This is a genomic window from Mycobacterium sp. (assembly GCF_036273375.1).
In the GTDB taxonomy this organism is placed as follows: Bacteria; Actinomycetota; Actinomycetes; order Mycobacteriales; family Mycobacteriaceae; genus Mycobacterium.
Genome location: NZ_DASUHS010000189.1, coordinates 1 through 18,115, shown reverse-complemented (window position 1 = coordinate 18,115; position 18,115 = coordinate 1). Strand labels below are relative to the sequence as shown.

Annotated in this window: 16 protein-coding genes and 3 pseudogenes; 6 read left to right on the top strand and 13 right to left on the bottom strand. The window is 64.1% G+C overall.

Going from position 1 to position 18,115, the window contains the following annotated elements; genetic code table 11:
* Positions 1 to 10 precede the first annotated feature (10 nt).
* From VFW69_RS17405 to VFW69_RS17380, 6 genes and pseudogenes are all read right to left on the bottom strand, one after another.
* Positions 11 to 256 carry a type II toxin-antitoxin system prevent-host-death family antitoxin gene (locus tag VFW69_RS17405; RefSeq protein ID WP_526502841.1) on the bottom strand — a complete coding sequence of 82 codons (246 nt, stop codon included), beginning with the start codon at positions 254 to 256 and terminating at the stop codon, positions 11 to 13.
* Complete coding sequence (locus VFW69_RS17400) at positions 253 to 516, bottom strand: type II toxin-antitoxin system RelE family toxin (RefSeq protein WP_526502839.1); 264 nt, start codon at positions 514 to 516, stop codon at positions 253 to 255. The genes VFW69_RS17405 and VFW69_RS17400 overlap by 4 nt, the downstream gene beginning before the upstream one ends.
* Before the next feature lie 372 nt (positions 517 to 888).
* A complete protein-coding gene (locus VFW69_RS17395) occupies positions 889 to 2,139 on the bottom strand; it encodes an HNH endonuclease signature motif containing protein (protein WP_526502837.1) in 1,251 nt (416 codons plus the stop codon).
* A 449-nt stretch (positions 2,140 to 2,588) separates the two neighbouring features.
* Positions 2,589 to 3,418, bottom strand: a pseudogene (locus VFW69_RS17390) (type ISP restriction/modification enzyme); the annotation flags it as partial.
* A complete protein-coding gene (locus VFW69_RS17385; RefSeq protein ID WP_526502835.1) occupies positions 3,346 to 3,627 on the bottom strand; it encodes an IS1096 element passenger TnpR family protein in 282 nt (93 codons plus the stop codon). The pseudogene VFW69_RS17390 and the gene VFW69_RS17385, both read right to left, overlap by 73 nt.
* 35 nt (positions 3,628 to 3,662) lie before the next feature.
* A pseudogene (locus tag VFW69_RS17380) lies at positions 3,663 to 3,830 on the bottom strand (IS1096 element passenger TnpR family protein); the annotation flags it as partial.
* Positions 3,831 to 4,201: 371 nt separating this feature from the next.
* Here VFW69_RS17380 and VFW69_RS17375 point away from each other — a divergent pair.
* From VFW69_RS17375 to VFW69_RS17365, 3 genes are all read left to right on the top strand, one after another.
* Positions 4,202 to 5,242, top strand: a complete 1,041-nt coding sequence (locus VFW69_RS17375) for a hotdog fold thioesterase (RefSeq protein ID WP_526502833.1) — start codon at positions 4,202 to 4,204, stop codon at positions 5,240 to 5,242.
* 99 nt (positions 5,243 to 5,341) lie between these two features.
* The gene (locus tag VFW69_RS17370) at positions 5,342 to 6,547 is read left to right on the top strand and encodes an amidohydrolase family protein (RefSeq protein ID WP_526502831.1); all 1,206 of its coding nucleotides are present in this window, start codon (positions 5,342 to 5,344) and stop codon (positions 6,545 to 6,547) included.
* A 130-nt stretch (positions 6,548 to 6,677) separates the two neighbouring features.
* The gene (locus VFW69_RS17365) at positions 6,678 to 7,052 is read left to right on the top strand and encodes a hypothetical protein (protein WP_526502829.1); all 375 of its coding nucleotides are present in this window, start codon (positions 6,678 to 6,680) and stop codon (positions 7,050 to 7,052) included.
* Here VFW69_RS17365 and VFW69_RS17360 read toward each other — a convergent pair.
* The 3 genes from VFW69_RS17360 to VFW69_RS17350 are packed head-to-tail and all read right to left on the bottom strand — an operon-like array spanning position 7,000 to position 9,301.
* Positions 7,000 to 7,323 carry a hypothetical protein gene (locus VFW69_RS17360; RefSeq protein WP_526502827.1) on the bottom strand — a complete coding sequence of 108 codons (324 nt, stop codon included), beginning with the start codon at positions 7,321 to 7,323 and terminating at the stop codon, positions 7,000 to 7,002. The two genes, VFW69_RS17365 and VFW69_RS17360, sit on opposite strands and share 53 nt — an antisense overlap.
* A gap of 1 nt (position 7,324) precedes the next feature.
* On the bottom strand, positions 7,325 to 8,815 hold the full coding sequence (locus VFW69_RS17355) for a molybdopterin-dependent oxidoreductase (protein WP_526502825.1): 1,491 nt from the start codon (positions 8,813 to 8,815) through the stop codon (positions 7,325 to 7,327).
* Between the two features lie 12 nt (positions 8,816 to 8,827).
* A complete protein-coding gene (locus VFW69_RS17350) occupies positions 8,828 to 9,301 on the bottom strand; it encodes an oxidoreductase (protein WP_526502886.1) in 474 nt (157 codons plus the stop codon).
* Positions 9,302 to 9,586: 285 nt separating this feature from the next.
* On the opposite strand from VFW69_RS17350, the gene VFW69_RS17345 reads away from it, so the two are divergent.
* Entirely contained in the window at positions 9,587 to 11,554 is a 1,968-nt protein-coding gene (locus tag VFW69_RS17345) for a SpoIIE family protein phosphatase (protein ID WP_526502823.1), read from the top strand.
* Here the strand turns inward: VFW69_RS17345 and VFW69_RS17340 are convergent.
* From VFW69_RS17340 to VFW69_RS17330, 3 genes are all read right to left on the bottom strand, one after another.
* Positions 11,551 to 12,795: an acyl-CoA dehydrogenase family protein gene (locus VFW69_RS17340; RefSeq protein WP_526502821.1), complete on the bottom strand. Its 1,245-nt coding sequence runs from the start codon at positions 12,793 to 12,795 to the stop codon at positions 11,551 to 11,553. The two genes, VFW69_RS17345 and VFW69_RS17340, sit on opposite strands and share 4 nt — an antisense overlap.
* Before the next feature lie 10 nt (positions 12,796 to 12,805).
* Positions 12,806 to 13,957 carry an acyl-CoA dehydrogenase family protein gene (locus tag VFW69_RS17335; RefSeq protein ID WP_526502819.1) on the bottom strand — a complete coding sequence of 384 codons (1,152 nt, stop codon included), beginning with the start codon at positions 13,955 to 13,957 and terminating at the stop codon, positions 12,806 to 12,808.
* Positions 13,958 to 14,179: 222 nt separating this feature from the next.
* Positions 14,180 to 15,139: an alpha/beta hydrolase gene (locus VFW69_RS17330; protein ID WP_526502817.1), complete on the bottom strand. Its 960-nt coding sequence runs from the start codon at positions 15,137 to 15,139 to the stop codon at positions 14,180 to 14,182.
* A 356-nt stretch (positions 15,140 to 15,495) separates the two neighbouring features.
* On the opposite strand from VFW69_RS17330, the gene VFW69_RS17325 reads away from it, so the two are divergent.
* Positions 15,496 to 16,728, top strand: a complete 1,233-nt coding sequence (locus tag VFW69_RS17325) for a cytochrome P450 (protein WP_526502815.1) — start codon at positions 15,496 to 15,498, stop codon at positions 16,726 to 16,728.
* Positions 16,725 to 17,882: a Zn-dependent alcohol dehydrogenase gene (locus VFW69_RS17320; protein WP_526502813.1), complete on the top strand. Its 1,158-nt coding sequence runs from the start codon at positions 16,725 to 16,727 to the stop codon at positions 17,880 to 17,882. Before VFW69_RS17325 ends, VFW69_RS17320 begins: the two co-directional genes overlap by 4 nt.
* 2 nt (positions 17,883 to 17,884) lie before the next feature.
* Here the strand turns inward: VFW69_RS17320 and VFW69_RS17315 are convergent.
* A pseudogene (locus VFW69_RS17315) lies at positions 17,885 to 18,115 on the bottom strand (SDR family NAD(P)-dependent oxidoreductase); the annotation flags it as partial.

Sequence of the window (18,115 nt, the reverse complement as noted above, 5' to 3'; positions counted from 1 at the left end):
GTGGTCGGTATCAGGTGTTCAATCCGAGTTCGACAGCCAGTTTGTCCGCTGAGATGGTCACATCGGTGCGTTCGTGGACGCTGAGCCGATCCTTGAGGTCCTCGAGTTCTTCCAGCATCGCTTGGTAACGGTCAGCCGACACGATCACTGCGGCCGGCGTCGAGTGGTTCATCAGCACCACGTCATCGTCATGCGAAACGCGCACCAGCTCCGACAGCCTGGCCCGCGCCTTGCTGATCGCAATCAACACGCTCATCTATAGGTCTCCCTCCGGTGGCCCACGCGAGTAACGGTTATGACCCGCAGCCCGTCATCGACGATGTACACGATTCTGAAGGTGCCGACCCGTACTCGAAATGCCGCGTCGATGCCCGACAGCTTCACACAGCCATGCGGACGAGGCTCGCTAGCCAGCGACTGGATCGCGACCATCACTCGCTTCTGTTCGTGACGCTGCAGGCGTTGGATCTGCTTCGCCGCGCTGGTCTCGATCTCGACCTGGTATCCACCCGCCACCCAGAAAATGTAGCATTTTTATGCACCAGAATACCGGTGCACAAGTATGGTGCTTAATTGGATTTGGCCAGGCCACGCCACCGTGCAGATGATTAGATAGTCGGCCACACGAACACGAAGGCCCGGCTAATCCCGCAGTGCCCGCGCTCCTCGGGGGCGCGGGTCTTGGGCAAGCAGTGCGACGACACCCTGAACGCGACTTGGCTCAAATCAGTGCGCATGTCAGCGGGGATCTTGATGAGGCCCCCGGGTATCGGGTCGGCGGCGTTGCGGGCCTGGTTGTCGGCCTTGATTAGCGGGGTCCGATGGCAGCGGATAGCGCAAACGAAATTCTCTATGCTTCAACCTGTTTCAGCTTCGATACGACGCTGCTCACCAGTTGATTGTCGGTGGTGGCTGCGGCTGAAAGGGTTCGTACCACCACCAGTTGGCGCGCTCGCCGGTGGGCCCGGGGCACGGCCCGACGGCGGGCGGGGGTTGAGTTGGCGGGCGCGCCAGCGATCCCGGGCTCAGTAATCGGCCGGAGCTGTCGGTGACGGTGAGAGCGTCTGCGGGTCCGGCGATGGTGATGACGCCCCGATGGTGCAGTCGGTGGTGATACGGGCATACCAACACCAGATTGAACAATTCGGTCAGACCACCGTCTTCCCAGTGCCGGATGTGGTGTGCGTGCAGAGCGCGGGTCGCCCCGCAGCCGGGAACCGCGCAGCTGGGATGGCGGTGCTCGAGTGCACGGCGCAGCCGCCGGTTGATCTGGCGGGTTGCTCGGCCGGTGCCGATGAGCTCGCCGTCACGTTGGAACCAGACCTCACAGGTGGCATCACAGGTCAGGTATCGGCGTTCGGCATCGGTGAGTAGCGGACCCAGGTGCAGTGCTGCGGCGCGCTGGGCAACGTCGAGGTGCACCACCACGGTGGTGTGATGCCCGTGTGGCCGGCGGGCCGCCTCGGTATCCCATCCGGCCTCGACCAGGCGCATAAACGCCTCGCCAGTGGTAGGCAACGGGGGCTTGTGATCTGATGCGCGGTCGTCATCGCCGTGATCGTGCTTCCATTCGGCGATCAGCGCTTCACGATGAGACGCCAGCGCCGCGTCGAATTTCGCCGCGTCCAGGTGTGGAAGTTTGATCCGCCAACAGGTCAACTCCTCGGTGGAATTCTTGGTGATCGAGGGCTGCGGTTGCTGCCGGGAATCGGGTTCGGGTGGCGGTTCGAGCTTGACCGCGGTGCGCAGCTGGTTGACCGTGGCGACCCGCGCCAACTGCGCGTAATGCTCATCAGATCCCTCACCGGCACCCGCCGCGATGACGCCGACCTGATCCAGCGACAGGCGACCCTCCCGCATGCCCTGCGCGCAGCGCGGAAACTCCTCGAGTCGGCGCGCGACGGTGGCGATCGAGTGGGCGTTTGCCGACGACGAACCGAGCTTCCAGGCCACCAGCGCCGCGACCGACCGTGCGCCCGTGGCCCCGCACAGCTCGTCGCGATCGAGCTCGGAGACGATCTCCACGATGCGCCCATCAATCGCGTTGCGCTGACCGGCCAACTCCGCCAACTCCTCGAACAACACCCCAACACGCTCAGCAGGGCTCACTGCCGCGGCAGGCAAGGCGGTCGAAGACATAACTTCATCAAAGCAGCCGGGTACGACAAATCTCGGCCGCCCAACCCGCGCCGGGGTGTGATCGGGGGCGCGGATCTCGGGCAAGCAGTGCCCGATGGCACCCTGAACGCGATGCCGTGCTTGCGGGTCCAGTTTGCGTAAGGCTCTGGACTGCCGCGGGGCGCAACTCGATTCGATACGCGGTCATGCCCAGCCGAGATCGACCTTAACCTGCTCCCATTGGTCATGCTCCGCGCAGCGTCTCCGCATGTCGGCCATGTCGACTACGCCCTCAACGGTCGAGTCGATCGGCACCTTGTCGAGGCCGGCATAACGTTTCAGTGCATGGTATGCGCTGTCCAAGAGTCGTAACGTCATCAGCCCCCGCCACCGCCCCATGCTAACAACCCGCTGCTTGCCTGTAGGCCCGCTTGCAGGAGTTATCGAGCGATTCATCGCGAGCGACCCGTTCATGTCGTCTCAAGGCTGTCGACGATCTTCATGGTCTCGACACTCACGGTGGCAACCTTCTTGATGAGTTCGACGATGTAGGTCGGATCGTCATGTTCGTCGCACCAGTCGTTGGGATCATTGACGATTCCAGACGCCTTGTCGGTGGTCACCTGGTAGCGGTCGATGATCCAGCCGAGCGCGCTACGGGAGCCAAGCATATAGCGCTCGGCCTCCTCGGGGATGCCTTCAATCGTGACCTTCGCGTTGTAGACGATCGCCGAATGGTCTTGCTTGGACGCCCATTTCATCTTCTCGACCCGCCAGGTTTCGCGGTCCGTCGGGTCGGCGCCTGGCTTCAGTTGCACGTCAAGGGGATACGGATCTGCCGACTCGTAGCCGACGTGCAACTCGGCCAGCTTGCGGCCGGCGCCGGCGAACTGTTCGAAGCGCTCTTGCGTTTCGGGAGTCGGGATGTGCGGCAGCATCTTTTCAGATCGGCCGCATACTTTTCGCGGTAGTCCGGGTCGTGCAGTAGGCCGTAGACGTAGTAGAAGATGTCGTCCTTGGTGACCTGCTCGCCGATGGCCGCGCGGTAAAGCTTCACGATGCCGTCGGTGACGTTGTCGACGGGCCGATACCCGTGCTCGTCGACGTTGGAGGCGGCGGCGGCGAAATCTAGCTCGCCTTCGGTGGATTCGGCCTTCTCGTAGGTCCAGCGCGGGAAGAACTGTCCGCTGCTGCCTGCACCGGTGACGTGCAGGTTGGGAAGATCGTTCAGCATGAGAGCTGAAAACGGAACGTCGGATCCTGCGCCAACCACGTAGAAGCCGACGTTGCTGTGATGCGGTGCCGAATCCTCTGCGCCAGTACGGCCTCGAGCCGGATCACGTGCTGCCAGTCATCACCGAAATCGTATCCGTAGAACAATTTGTCGCCGACGTCGACGAGGACCTCATCGAGCCGTACCTGCTCCTCCGGCACGCCCTCGTCGCCCTCGTCGACCGAGAACGGGCACAGGTAGTACTCGGTCTTGCGGCTGTATACGCAGGGCCACAACCGAACCGGTGCAGGTGCAAGTCTGTCCAGCCGAACGCGGCCTGCATGATCTCGTGTACGTCGTCAAGCATCAGATCCGATGCGAGCTCGAGCTGCCGCCACACCGGCGGCTTCGTACCGGCCAGGTCTGCCCGCACCCGCAGGGTCGCCGGGTCCGCGCGACGCGGCCTTCGGCGCGACGGCGGCTTGAGCGAGCAGCGCATCCATAGGCGTCACGCCGTCCAAAGCCAACCGTGCAAGTGCCTGCATCTCGGCAGGCCCAAGTCTTGCCAACGCCTGCTCGATGATCCGCTGGATTTCGTGATCGCCGCTCGTCACGCCGACGACGGTAGTCCTGGCCGATCCTCGCGTCACGCGCAACCGGTGTCGGTGGGCTTCGTCAGACTTCGATGTGATTGCCGTCGCGCCTAGTCTGCATTTATTCGCGTTCCAGGGCGAAAGGAGACGGCGCAAATGGAATTGTCGCTAGACGCGTTGACCGGTCACTGAGACCGTCCACTTTGAGCCCACGACTCCCGACGGGAGTACGGTAACCTCATTCTCAGAGGTGGTCGGCGGTAGCAGAGGAGACGGGATGCCCACGGCCGGTGCGGACGAAGACGACGCGGAGATCACCCGTGGCGACGGCTTCATCAAAACCGCCGTCGCAATACTGGGCGAAACGGGACGCACCGACTTCACCGTGCAAGAGGTGGTCGCGCGCTCCAAGACGTCGCTGCGAGCCTTCTACCAACACTTCAATAGCAAGGACGAACTGCTGCTGGCGCTGTTCGATCGAACCATCGCCCAATCGGCGCAGACGTGGCGCGCCGAGACCACGGGCCTGGACAGCACCTCGGCACTGAAATTGCTGATCGACCGACTCAGCCAGCAACCGGAATCGAGCACCCAGGACAGCCTCAATCGCGCATTGACTCTCTACAACCAGCACCTGGCCGAGACCCGGCCTCGCGAATACGCCCGGGTGCTCTCTCCGCTGCACGGCCTGATTCGCGACATCGTCGGGCAGGGCATCACCGAGGGAGTCTTCAACCCGGGTTTGGACGTTGGCGCGGCGGCCGCCATCGTCATGCAGACGATGATGGGTGCGCACCGATTACATTGGCTCGGTTCGGAATTGAACGGAATACCTGTCGATGTCGGCCAGCTCTATGACTTCTGCAGCCGTGCCTTGGGCATCCGCGACACCGACGAAGAATCGGCCGCCCCGTCGCTGGCCGAGCTGTTCAGCCAGATCGGCATGCGCCCCAGCACCCGCAACGGCGAATTCGCCATGACCATGCCGGTCAGTCCCGCGGTCGTCAACACCTCCGGCGCGCTGCAGGGCGGGCTGATCGCCACGCTCGTGGATGTGGCGGGGGGACAATTCGGGCTGGACTATCTGCAGCCGGGCACCACGATGACCACCGCGGACCTGTTCATCCGCTACCTGCGGCCGGTCCGGCAAGGCGCGGCGTTCGCGGTGCCCCGGATGTTGCGTTCCGGGCGGCGAGCGATGGTCATGCAAATCGACATCTACGGCGACGGCGATGACGAGCTCCTGGCGACGGCGACCGTCAACTTCGCCGTCATCGAGGGGACCACACCAAAGCTTCCAAGCTGGCCGGACGCCTGAGCCATCCAGTGGGCCGCAGACTCGGTACACCTAATTACGCAGAGGTGGTAACGTCATTACCACGCAGTGAGAATCCCGGACTTTTGCAAGGAGATCGCCATGCCCTCGCGCGAACTTTCCTTTCCCGTGTTCGACGCCGACAACCACATGTACGAGCCGCAGGAAGCGTTGACCAAATACCTTCCGGACAAGCGCAAGAACGTCATCGACTACGTGCAGGTTCGCGGTCGCACCAAAATCGTTGTGCGCGGCCACATCAGCGAGTACATCCCCAACCCGACCTTCGAGAAGGTCGCCAAGCCGGGCGCCCAGGAGGACTATTTCCGCAACGGCGCGCAGGGCAAGTCGTACCGCGAGATCCTCGGCGAGCCGATGAAGGCGATCCCCGCCTTCCGCGAGCCGGGCGCGCGCCTCGAAGTCATGGACGAGCTGGGCATCGACTACGCGCTGATGTTTCCGACGTTGGCCAGCCTGGTCGAGGAGCGCATGAAGGACGACCCGGAGATGACCCACGACGTCATCCACGCGCTCAACGAGTGGATGCACGAGCAGTGGACGTTCAACTACCAGGACCGCATCTTCGCCACCCCGGTGATCACGCTGCCGATCGTCGACCGCGCACTGGAAGAACTCCAGTGGTGCCTCGAGCGCGGGGCGCGCACCGTGCTGGTCCGCCCGGCGCCGGTGCCCGGCTTCCGCGGCAGCCGATCATTCGGGCTCGAGGAGTTCGACCCGTTCTGGCAGGCCTGCATCGAGGCCGAGATTCCGGTCTCGATGCACGCTTCGGACAGCGGTTATTCCGAATTCGCGAACGTGTGGGAGCCCGGTGACGAGTTCCTGCCGTTCAAGCCAACCGCGTTCCGGAGCTTCGCGATGGGGCATCGGCCGATTCTGGACGCGATGGGTGCGCTGGTGTGCCACGGCGCGCTGTCGCGCAACCCGGAGCTGCGGATCCTGTCGATCGAGAACGGCGCCGACTGGGTGCCGGATCTTTTCAAAGGCCTCAAGGGCGTCTACAAGAAGATGCCGCAGGCCTTTGCCGAAGACCCGATCGAGGCGTTCAAGCGGTGCGTGTACATCACCCCGTTCTGGGAAGACCGCTTCACCGAGATCGTCAACATGGTCGGCACCGACCGCGTGATGTTCGGCTCCGACTGGCCGCACCCCGAGGGCCTGAAAGACCCCATCACTTTCGTCGACGAACTCACCGGTTTCTCCGAAGAGGACGTCGCCAAGATCATGGGCGGCAACTTGATGAAGCTCATGAAGGTTTCCGCGCCGGCCAAAAAGCCGGTCTCAGCCTGATCGTTGCCCGACGGCGGTTCGGTGTAGCCAGACCGCCATCGGGTACTCGTCGACATAACCGTCGATTAGCCGCGCGCGACGAAACGCGTGTGCCCCGTAGCGTGGACTTCGTTCGGCGGATGGAGGGCAGATGAGCGTGGCACCGCACGACGGGACGCCGGTCAATATCGATGACGACGTCGCGATTCTCACCGAGCAGATCGAGGCGCTCCAACAACTCGGCGAGCGCGACGACATCGACGACGAACAGATCTATGACCTGAGCATCAGGTGGGGAACCGCGCTTGCGGGACGACTGCCGCGCGTGGCACATTACGATTCGCTAGGGCAACTCGGCGACGACGATCAGCGGCGGTTTCGATCGCTGTGCGACCAGCTTCGCGAGTTGTCGCCGCTGATAGAGCGATTCGACCTGGCTCGGCCGCGACTTCCGGGATCGACGGACGGTCAGGCTAGCCGGGGGCGTCGCGCCCGGAAGCGCCCGAATCGCATGCTGCGTAGGTGAGAAAGTCTGTGTCGCGCAATCTGATCGCGGTCCGCGGCTTGGGACAGTCCGGATTGCGGCACGTCAGTGCGACCATGTAGGCGTCGGTATCCTCGTTCAGGAACAGGAATCCGAGGTAGAGCGCGTCGCCGACGGCGAAATCCATTGCGCCGCAGGCTTCACAGTGTCCGCCCTTCGCCGCGATCTGCTCGATCACACGATGGTGGGCCACCGTGTCCAAGCTGATCAGCTCAGGCCGCACCCCGACTCCGTCGGTCACCCGTTCGGTCATCTCAGATTTCCACGTCCTTGTCGTAATACACGCGATCCTCGCGCCAGCCACCGGTGCCCATGCCGATCCCGGCGTAGTCCTCGACGAATTCGATCTGGTTGATCCACTTGGCCATCTTGAAACCGACCTGAGTTTCCACCCGTAGGCGCAAGGGCGCACCGTGTTTGATGGGCAGAGGCACCCCGTTCATTTCATAGGCGAGCAGGGTCTGCGGCTTGTCGGCGAACTCTAGGTCGAGCACCTCATAGAACTGGCCTCCGCCGTGTGACGCCGGCTCGTCGGTGCTGTTGTCCTGCATGGTCAAAAAGCAGATGTAGCGTGCCTGTGGCAGCGGCCGCACCAAGTCCACGAGCTGATGCAGATGGACTCCGGTCCATTCGCCGATGCTGGTCCAGCCCTGGACGCAATTGTGCATCACACATTGCGTTTCCGACTCGGCCAGCGCGCGCAGCGCACTGAGGTCCAGGGTCACCGGGTTTTCCACCAACCCGCCGACCCGCAGCCGCCAGTCCACGAAATTGTGCACCGCCATCACTTTGTATTCCGCACTGGTGGGCGGCTTGCCGTTGACACGGTGCTGCTTGGAGATTTTGTGCGCCGGATAGTTCTGCCGTGAGTTCAGCGGCCGTAGCAACAGCAGACGAGCCGCGGTGACCACCGCCCCCAGCACGCGCTGCACCGACCGTGGGTTGCGCAGACTCCAGATCGTCGCCGCGACATGGACGGCGATGATCGCCGCGATGATCAGCAGCGAGATGGTGGTCGCCCAATACGTGTTACGGACCGCGCCGAAGATCATTGACGCGGTGAGCCTTCCCCAGCCCCAGAAGAAAATCATCGACAGGTGAATCACGATGAAGACCAGGAACGCGACGAGGCCCAAGAAGTGCAGGCTTCGGGCCCATTGGCGACCGCCCCACATTTGGACGTACCACGGGAACCGGGCCTCGATCGCCGGAGACTGTGCGGCCCCGGTCAGGATCTGAAACGGCGCAAGAACAAACACGACCCCGGCGTAGGTCAGCTTCTGCATGGCGTCCAACGGTTCACCGGGCAACACCGGCGGCAAATTGAACGTCAGGTAGGTCACGATGTCGTCCCACGCTTCGGGGAAGATCGACCACGAGGCCGGCCAGTAGCGATGCCATTGCCCCGTTGCGAACAACAGGATGTAGTACGACAGGCCCAGCAGAATCCAGCCGATGACCACGAAAAAGTGCCAGTGACGGCCCACACCGAGCTGCGCGCGGCCGGGCAACGAAATGAACGGGCTGTAGTCCTCTTCCTCGTCAAGGGTGTCGTAGATCCTGTCCCGCGGCATCACCTTTCGGGTGAAGCGTGCCCACTCCGAGCCCGGCTTGCTGTCGTCGTGCCAGTACAGCTTCGGGTGGGTGGCCAAAATCTCGAGACCACTACGCAGAATCAGCGTCACGAACAGAACGTTCAGCCAATGATCGATGCGCAGCCATACCGGATAGTCCAAGGTCATCATGCCTGAGCCTCGTCAGTCGTACCACTGCTGGCGTCGCGGGTAGGCCACGTTGATGCCCGACAGCACGGTCGTGTGCACGGCGACAAATGCTGCCGCGCAAGCTATCCCCAATGTTCCGGGTGCAAAGTCCCACCGGCCGGTCACCGTGGCGAGCCCGGGCAGGCTGACCCAACGAGTGATCAGATATACGACGAGAAAGGCTGAGCAGGCCAAACTGCCGAGATACCAACCGACCTGGGGCACAGTAGGTTTGATACCGACCACCGTGGCGCTCGCCGCGGCCAGGCACGCCGCTGCCAGTACCAGCACGTAGGCGTAGAAATATCCGGGCAAGTCCGGCTTGGTGATCAGCACATAGGCGTGCACCGCGACCAGCCCGGTGAGTAGCGCCCCGCCCAGCGCGGTCACCGTGCGCGGCAGGTTGAACGCCACCCAGCCGTTCAAGGTCAGTACCGGCGACGACAGGAGACGCCGCCAGAGCGCCATCGTGCGTCGCGCGACGAGATCGGCCACGAGTGCGAGATACCCGCCCCCAACCGCCCACAAACGGGCTGCTCCGCGGTTTAGCGGGTCGCGATTTTCGCAGCCGTCAATTCATTGCCACCTAAATTCGCCGACACCAACGAGACGGGGCCGAACCGATGCAATACGCATGCAACAACGATTGCTAATCTGAACAACTACGTGTGCAAATAGGTCAGCCCATTCGACCCGGTTTTCGACTCGGCCTGCTTTGCGGGCTGCCCGGAGGCCGCTAGGAGGAACGGCCAGGTGGCGGCCGAAAACGACTGGGACAGAACCGTCGGTGCGGCAGACGACGTACGCCGCGTCTTCGAGCATGTTCCCGCGCTGTTGGTCGGACTCGAGGGGCCGGACCACCGATTCGTCGCGGTCAATGCGGCTTACCGCGCACTCGGTCCGCCAATTGACCCAATTGGGCTACTCGCACGCGAGGTTTATCCCGAGCTGGAGAGCCAACAGATTTTTCAGATGTTCGACCAGGTGTATCAAACCGGTGAGCCCCAATCGGGCACAGAATGGCGGGTGCAGGCCGACTTCGAAGGCGCGGGCCGCGCGCAGGAGCACTTCTTCGACTTCATCGTCACACCCCGGCGGGCCGAGGATGGCTCGGTCGAGGGCGTACAGCTGGCCTTCGTCGACGTCACGCGCCGGGTGCAAACGCGGATGGCCGCCGAAGCACGCCTCGAGGAGCTATCCGAGCGGTATCGCAACGTCCGCGATTCCGCCACCGTCATGCAGCAGGCGCTACTGGCACCGTCGGTGCCCATCATTCCCGGCGCGGACGTGACCGCGCAGTATCTCGTAGCCGCGGAGGACACAGCGGCCGGCGGCGACTGGTTCGACGCGATACCCCTCGGGGACCGGCTGGTCCTCGTCGTCGGGGATGTCGTCGGCCACGGCGTCAAAGCGGCGGCGGTGATGTCGCAGCTGCGGACCGCGCTGCGGATGCAGGTCGTGGCGGGATATCCGATCGCCGAAGCCCTCGAGGCGGTCGACCGATTCCGCAAGCACGTCCCCGGCTCGAACACGGCCACGATCTGCGTCGGCTCACTCGACTTCGGCACTGGCGAATTCCGGTACTGCACCGCCGGACACCCACCGCCACTACTGGTTACGGTGGACGCCACCGCCCGGTATCTCGAGCCCTCCGGCGCCGGACCGCTCGGCAGCGGCACCGGCTTTCCGGTACGCACCGAATTCCTTGACGTGGGTGACTCGATCCTGCTGTACACCGACGGCCTTATCGAAAGACCCGGCCGGCCATTGGGCGCCAGCACCGCCGAATTCGCCGAGCTGACCGCGAATATCGTCGGCGGTAAGCGCGGCTTCGTCATCGAATCGTCGGAACGGTCGATCGACCGGATCTGCTCGGAGACACTGGAATTGCTGCTGCGTCCGACGGGTTACAGCGACGACGTGACACTTCTTGCGGCACAACGCCGGACACCGCCCGCACCGCTGCACCTGACACTGGATGCGACCATCCGGGCCGCACGTACGGTACGGTCGCGTCTGCGGCAATGGCTGTCGGAGATCGGCGCCGATACCGTTGACATCTCCGATGTGGTGCACGCGATATCAGAGTTCGTCGAGAACGCGGTCGAGCACGGTTATGGCACAGAGGTTCCCGACGGCATCGTCGTCGAGGCAACGCTGTCCGGAAATGGCAACCTGCACGCCTCGGTGACCGACCATGGACGGTGGAAGGATCACCGCGAGGGCGAGACCGGCCGGGGCCGCGGCCTCGCCATGGCCGAGGCCCTGGTGTCGGAGGCGCACGTCAGTTATGGAGCCGATGGGACGACCGCCAGCGTGACGCACCGACTTTCGCGGCCGGCCGATTTCGTCACGTACTCAGTGGCCGCCCGGACGAACCATCGGCGGTCGGTCAGCGCAGAATTCGTGTCCGAGGTCAGCGAACCGGGTCGCATTGTGGTCAGTGGCGACGTCGACTCCAACACCGCATCCACCCTGGACCGTCAGATCGCCGTCGAAAGCCGTTCCGGTGTCGCACCGTTGACGGTCGATCTCACCGCTGTCACCCACCTCGGATCGGCGGGGGTCAGCGCGCTGGCCGCCGCCCGCGAGCGGGCGCACCGACAGGGCAGCGAGTATGTGCTGGTGGCCCCGCCGGGAAGCCCGGCGCACCACGTCTTGTCGCTGGTGCAGCTCCCGGTGGTCAGCGGCCTCGCCGAGAACCTCGTCGCCGAAGGCTAGGCCCGGTCGGCTCGCTCGCCGTGCCGCACCTGTTTGAACGGCACCCCGCGGTCGGCGGCGTATTCCCGGGGGAAGCCCAGCACCCGCTCGCCGATGACGTTGCGGGCCATCTCCGTTGTGCCGCCGCCGATGGCGACGGTCTGCCGGGATAAATACCGCAGGCCCGTTTCGAGTCCGGCGCCCAACTCCCCCACCACGCCGGCACTTCGCGCGATCGCCAAGGCCGTGTCGACATCGGTGGTCGTGGTCTCGGCGTGAAACAGTCTGATGAGCGTTCCGGCGGCCGGCGGCAGCACACCGTCTCTGACGCTGCGATACACGTGCCCGATCAGTTGCTCGGCTACCGCGCGGTGGACCAGGGCGCGACCGGCCATCTCGTGCACGCGTTCGTTGGCGGCTTGCCCGATCTTCTCCGCAAGCGCCACGTAGTCAACCGGAATCGTATTGCCGCCCTCGCTGCCGCTGCCGCTGGCGAACTCGGACCCCTGCCCCACCGCCCGGCGTTCGTGGTACAGCTGCCGGGACGCCACCGCCCAGCCGCCGTTGACCTCCCCGACGACGGCGTCATCTCCGACGTCGACACCGTCCAGGAACTCTTCGCAGAATTCGGTCGAACCGCTCAGCATCGTGATGTGCCGCAACGTGATTCCCGGATGCGCGATGGGCACTAGGAACATCGTCAGGCCCTCGTGCTTGGGCACGTCCCAGTTGGTGCGGGCCAGACACAGGCCGTAATCGGCGGCGAACGCACTCGTGCTCCAGGTCTTGGCGCCGTTGATGATCCAACGGTCACCACGCCTCTCGGCCCGGGTGAGAACACCCGCCAGGTCCGATCCGCCGCTGGGCTCACTCAACAACTGCACCAGCACTTCCTCGCCGCGCAGCGCCGCGGCGATGTGCTGCATCTTCTGCTCTTCGCTGCCGGTGTCGAGCAGCGTGGCGCAGCAGATGGTGAACGTAGGGGTGTTGAGAATCAACGGCATCTCGTAATTGAGGGATTCGACATCGAATGCCTTCTGGTATTCGTAGTCCAGCCCGAGGCCGCCGTATTCACGGGGAAAGCAGATGCCGGCGAATCCGCCGTCATACAACCGCTTTTGCAGTTCTCTGGCCCTCAGCCACGATCGTTCCTCGTCGCGCGGCGCGGCGGGTGGGGCCTCATTGTCGATGGCGGGCATGTTGTCCGCCAGCCATCCCCTGGCCCGGGCGGCGAACTGGGCAACGGACTCGGTCGACGTCATCGGGTCTTCATCATTTCGCCGAACGACCCGATTTTTCGAACTCGTATACGCGCAAATTATGTTCCTCCGGCGTTCCAAACATGCCGCGGTACAACGTGATCCTGCGGAGGTACAGGTGCAGGTCGTGTTCCCAGGTGACGCCGATGCCGCCGTGCATCTGGACACACGCCTGCACGATCTGACCCGCCATCTCGCCCACGTAGGACTTGGCGATGCTGGCTGACAAATTCGCTTCCGGCGCGCGAGCGGCCAGGTCCGCGACGGCCGTCGAGGTGGTCGCGCGACAGGCTTCCAGCCAGAGCTTCATGTCGGCGAATTTGTGCTTGAGCGCTTGGTATGACGCCAACGGACGGCCGAAAGTGTGTCGATCCAGCGCCCACTGCACGGTGAGGTCGAACACCGTCTGCAAGGCACCTACCACCTCGGCGCATTGCAGCACCTGGGCGATCTGGCTTTGTCGATCGACGAGTGCAGCCGTCTCGTCGGCGGTGCCGACGGCCGCCGGCCGTGGCACCACGAGACCGTCGAAGTGCACCCGGGCGTATTGCTTGACCAGATCGACCGACTCCTGGGGCTCAATGCGGACCCCCGGCGCGTCCGTCGGAACAAGAAACTGACGAATCTCAGCGAAGTTGGTGCCGCAGCGCGCCACGACCAGCAGTGCCGCACTCTGCGCGCCCGCCTCGACACGGTCCTTGACACCGTCAATGCGGTAACCGGAGTCGGTTTCGGTGGCCGTGACCGATGGCTTCAGCGGTGCCCAGCCCTCGCCCGGCTCACAGACCGCCCACGACGCCACGATTTCGCCCGATATCAGCGCTTCGATCGCGTCGGCGTGCTCCTCGGAGTTTGTGCACTCGACAAGCCCGGCCAGCACGGTGCTGACCGGATACAGCGGGCCGGGGGCCACTGTCTTGCCGAGTTGCTCGGCAACCATCGCCAGATCGGCGAAGCCGTTCTCCGAAACGCTTCCGCCGCCCAACTCCTCCGGCACGAGCAGACCCGTCCAGCCGAGCGCCGCGGCGCGCTGCCACCACCCGGGGTCAAATGACGTACCCGCGGCGTGCAGCTCCCGGACCCGGCGCAGCGGCGCTTCCTTTTCCAGGAACGCTTGGGTGGTCGAGGTGAAGAGAATCTTTTCGGGAGAGTCGAGGGTCGTCATAGTGCCGAGGGGATCCTCCTTGACATTCGATCGCTGCGGCTGCAACGGACACGGTTTGAGTGTTTGATCATCCGCCCGATCGGTCCTCGGTTGGCTGGCGATTCTGATGTTAGCAACGCGCAATACGGTAAGAGATACCGGAGCTCAGTCGGTAAAAGCCGGCACGAGGCAGTCGACCACGGGATACGACACAACCGCCTGGTGCACCGCAATGCGGTTGCGCTACATCGCGAACACGCGGCGCACCGCTTGCGCGTGCAGCGCCCGATTCTCCTGGGAAACAACCCAATCGGGGACCATCGAGTCGAAGCCATTGAAGGTCGCGGCAATTACGTGCAGTTCGGTGTGGACATACGCGTGCAACAGCCGGTTGGCATAGTCGATGGCCTCGTCGCGGCACGGATCGATCTCGGAGCAGCTGACGAACGTGGGCGGCAGGCCTTCGAGGTTGGCCCGGTGCGCGGGAACGTGCTGACCATTGGCGCCGGCGTGGCCCAGATAGTGGTTCCACGCCCGGCTCACGGCCGGACCGTTCAGACCGGGGGTCCGCTGGAATTCGCGGCGCGACGGCGTGGCGTCGGAATCGAGCATCGGCTGATGCAGGATCTGCATCCGGATCGCTGGACCTTCCTGGTCGAACATGCGCTGGGTCAGACCCGCGACCAGTGCCGCACCGGCATCGCGGCCCATTACCGCGATGCGGCCGGCGTCGGCGTCAAGCTCCGCGCTGTTCTCGACGGCGTAACGCAGGGCCGCCTCGACATCGTCGAGTCCCGCCGGGCACGGATTTTCGGGGGCCAGCCGGTAGTCGACCGACACCACCAGGCAACCGCCGTCACGGGCCAGCTCCACACAGTGCGCATGGTCGGTTTCCAGGTTCCCGGTGACGAATCCGCCGCCATGGGCGTACAGCACCAGCGGCGCGGAGGATTCGGTGCGGCCGCGATACAAACGCAGGCCCAGCTGCTGATCGTCCGGACCGGCGATGGATCGCGAATCGATGGAGACGCCAGTGATATCGGCCGCTGCGGTGCGCTGCGCGGCCAGCAGGTTGGCATGTTCCCGCTCGGCCGGCAGTGTCTCGGCGCGGAATTCGAAGGTGCCGAGCTTCACGGCGGCATCGCGCAGCACCGGATCGATGCGGTTGAGGCCGTGCGGCCGGGCCAGGTTCGTCTGCGTCATATCAACTCGTTTTTCGGGCGCGTCGTGCGGGCTCATCGGCGGTCCCGGAAGGTGCCGCTTACCGGAAACCACCTTCAAGGTAGACCTGCGCTTTTAGGCGCTGACACACCAGGTGCTCGGCGCCGCGAAGCGAGCCCGGCGGGCCGGGGTCGCAATACGAATGGGGCCATAGACAGTGGGTCTTCGGCACACCGGAGATCCGTCGCCGTCCGCCCGGCGACCCGAGCCATTGGGCTTCGTTGCTATCTATACTATGATAGCTATTTTCCGCTCGGTCACACCCGCCGTGGATTTCGCGGGCACTCGCAATCCAGTCCGCGTGAACGGCCTTATCGGTTGTTTCAGGAGGAGCGCTGATGACGCTCAGCACCGGCCCGAATGGTCAGCCCGTCATACCTTCACTCGATTTCACCGGCGAAACCAGCCCCTACCCGTTCTTTCAACACATGCGCCACACCGACCCGGTGTGGCACGGTTCGCTAACCGACAACAGCCAATTGCCGGAAGAGCTGCGGCCCAGTGACGAGTGGGTCCTGTTCGATTACGACGGTGTATCCCAAGCCTTTCGCGACGACCGGATCTTCACGTCGGCCGCGTACGACAAGACGATCGGGTTGGTGATGGGACACACCATCCTGGCGATGGGCGGCAGGGAACACCACGATCACCGCAACCTCGTGGCCAAGGCGTTCCGGGCGACCGCGCTGGAGCGCTGGGAACCGTCGGTCATCGGGCCGGTCTGCGACCAGCTGGTCGACGAAATCAAGAACGACGGGCATGCCGATCTGGTGAAGGCGTTGACTTTCGAATTTCCCACGCGGATTATCTCGACCCTGCTCGGTCTGCCCGCTGAGGATCTGGATTTCTTTCGGCGACTCTCCCTCGACCTGATCTCGATTCCAACCGACATCGTGGCGGGATTGAACGCGGCCGAAGAGCTCCACGGCTACTTCCTCAAACAAGTCGAGCAGCGCCGGCGCCAGCGCACCGATGACATCATCGGCGACCTGGTTGCCGCCGAGATCGACGGGGAGAAACTCACCGACGAGGCCATCATCGCCTTCTTGCGGTTGCTGCTGCCGGCCGGCCTGGAGACCACCTATCGCTCATCGGGCAACCTCCTGTACCTGCTGCTGACCCACCCCGAACAGTTGGCGATGGTCACCCAGGACCGGTCGTTGATCCCGATGGCGATCGAGGAGGGCCTACGGTTCGAAACGCCATTGACCATGGTGATGCGGACCACGACCGAAGAGGTCGAAATCGGCGGTAAGGCCATTCCGGCCGAGGCCCAGATCGACATGTGTATGGGCTCGGCCAATCGCGACGAGAGTCGCTGGACCGATCCCAATACGTTCGACATCCGCCGGCCGCGCCAATCCCACATCGCCTTCGCCGGCGGTATCCACATGTGCCTCGGCATGCACCTGGCGCGGCTGGAAACGCGGGTCATACTGAACAGCCTGTTCGACCGCGTCGAACATCTGGCGTTCGTGCCCGACGACGGAACCGGACAGGAATCCAAGATCGTCGGGCTCACCTTCCGATCGCCGAACAAGCTTCCGGTCACGTTCGCCCCTGCCGCATGAGAAGCCGCGCAGCGATCCTGCACGACGTCGGCGGACCGTGGTCTGTCGAGGAATTCGAGCTCGATCCCCCCAAGACCGGCGAGGTCCTGGTGCAGATGGCAGCCGCCGGCTTGTGCCACTCCGACGACCACATCCTCAAAGGCGACATGTCGGCGCCCAATGAGGTGATGCGATCGATGGGGCTGCCGACCATGTTCCCGACGATCGGTGGCCACGAGGGCTCCGGCATCGTGCGGGAGGTCGGCCCCGGTGTCACCGACTTCGCGCCGGGAGACCACGTGGTGATGTCGTTCGTCGCCGTGTGCGGCCAATGTCGTTGGTGCGCCAGTGGAGTCGAGTACCTTTGCGACGTCGGGATCGGCACCATGATCCCGGGGATGCCGACCGACGGCACCTTCCGCCACCACACCGCCGACGGCCACAGACTGGGTCACATCGCAAAAATCGGCGCTTTTGCCGAACACACTGTGGTGTCGACGAATTCACTGGTGAAGATCGAGCAACATCTGCCACTGGCTTCCAGCGCGCTGCTGTCCTGTGCCATCCCCACCGGCTACGGTTCGGTTGCGAACCGGTCCAACATGCGCGCCGGCGATACCGTCGTGGTGATCGGCGTCGGCGGGATCGGCACGGGCGCGATCCAGGGTGCCCGGATCAACGGCGCCGCCCAGATCGTGGCAGTCGACCCGGTGGACTTCAAACAGAAGTCGGCGCTGCGGTTCGGCGCGACACACAGCGCGGCCACGATCGCCGAGGCGCTGGATCTGGTGCGGGGCTTGACGTACGGGGTGATGGCCGACGCCGTGGTGGTCTCACCGTCGTTGATCACCGCCGGGGACGTTCGTGACGCGGTGCAGCTCACCCGCAAGGGCGGCACCTGCGTGCTCACCGGCATGACCTCGCAGCTGACCCGGTCGGTCAAGATCGACCTGCAAGACTTCATCCTGATGAATAAGACTTTGGCGGGCACCATATTCGGCTCGTGCAACCCGAAGGCGGACATCTCTCGGCTGGCCCGGCTCTATGAAACCGGCCAGCTTCAGCTCGACGAGATGATCACCAAGCGTTATCGCCTCGACGAGGTCAACGACGCCTACGACGATTTGCTCAACGGCAAAATCGTCCGGGGCATCATCGATTTCGGCGTCAGCTGAGGTTATTTCCAGCGGTTCAGCACCCGCTGCAGTTGACCGTACGCGTCGATCGGGCTGTGCAGTGCCAAGCCGCCGTCCGCATGCACGATTTGGCCGGTCACCCAGGGCAATTCAAGGACGCCGGCGATAACGGCGGCCACATCGGAAGCCTCGCCCAGCCCACCCAGTGCCGTCCTCTCGGAAATTCCTTCCACCCATCCGGGCAGGGCCTCCGGATTCGGCAACATCGGTGT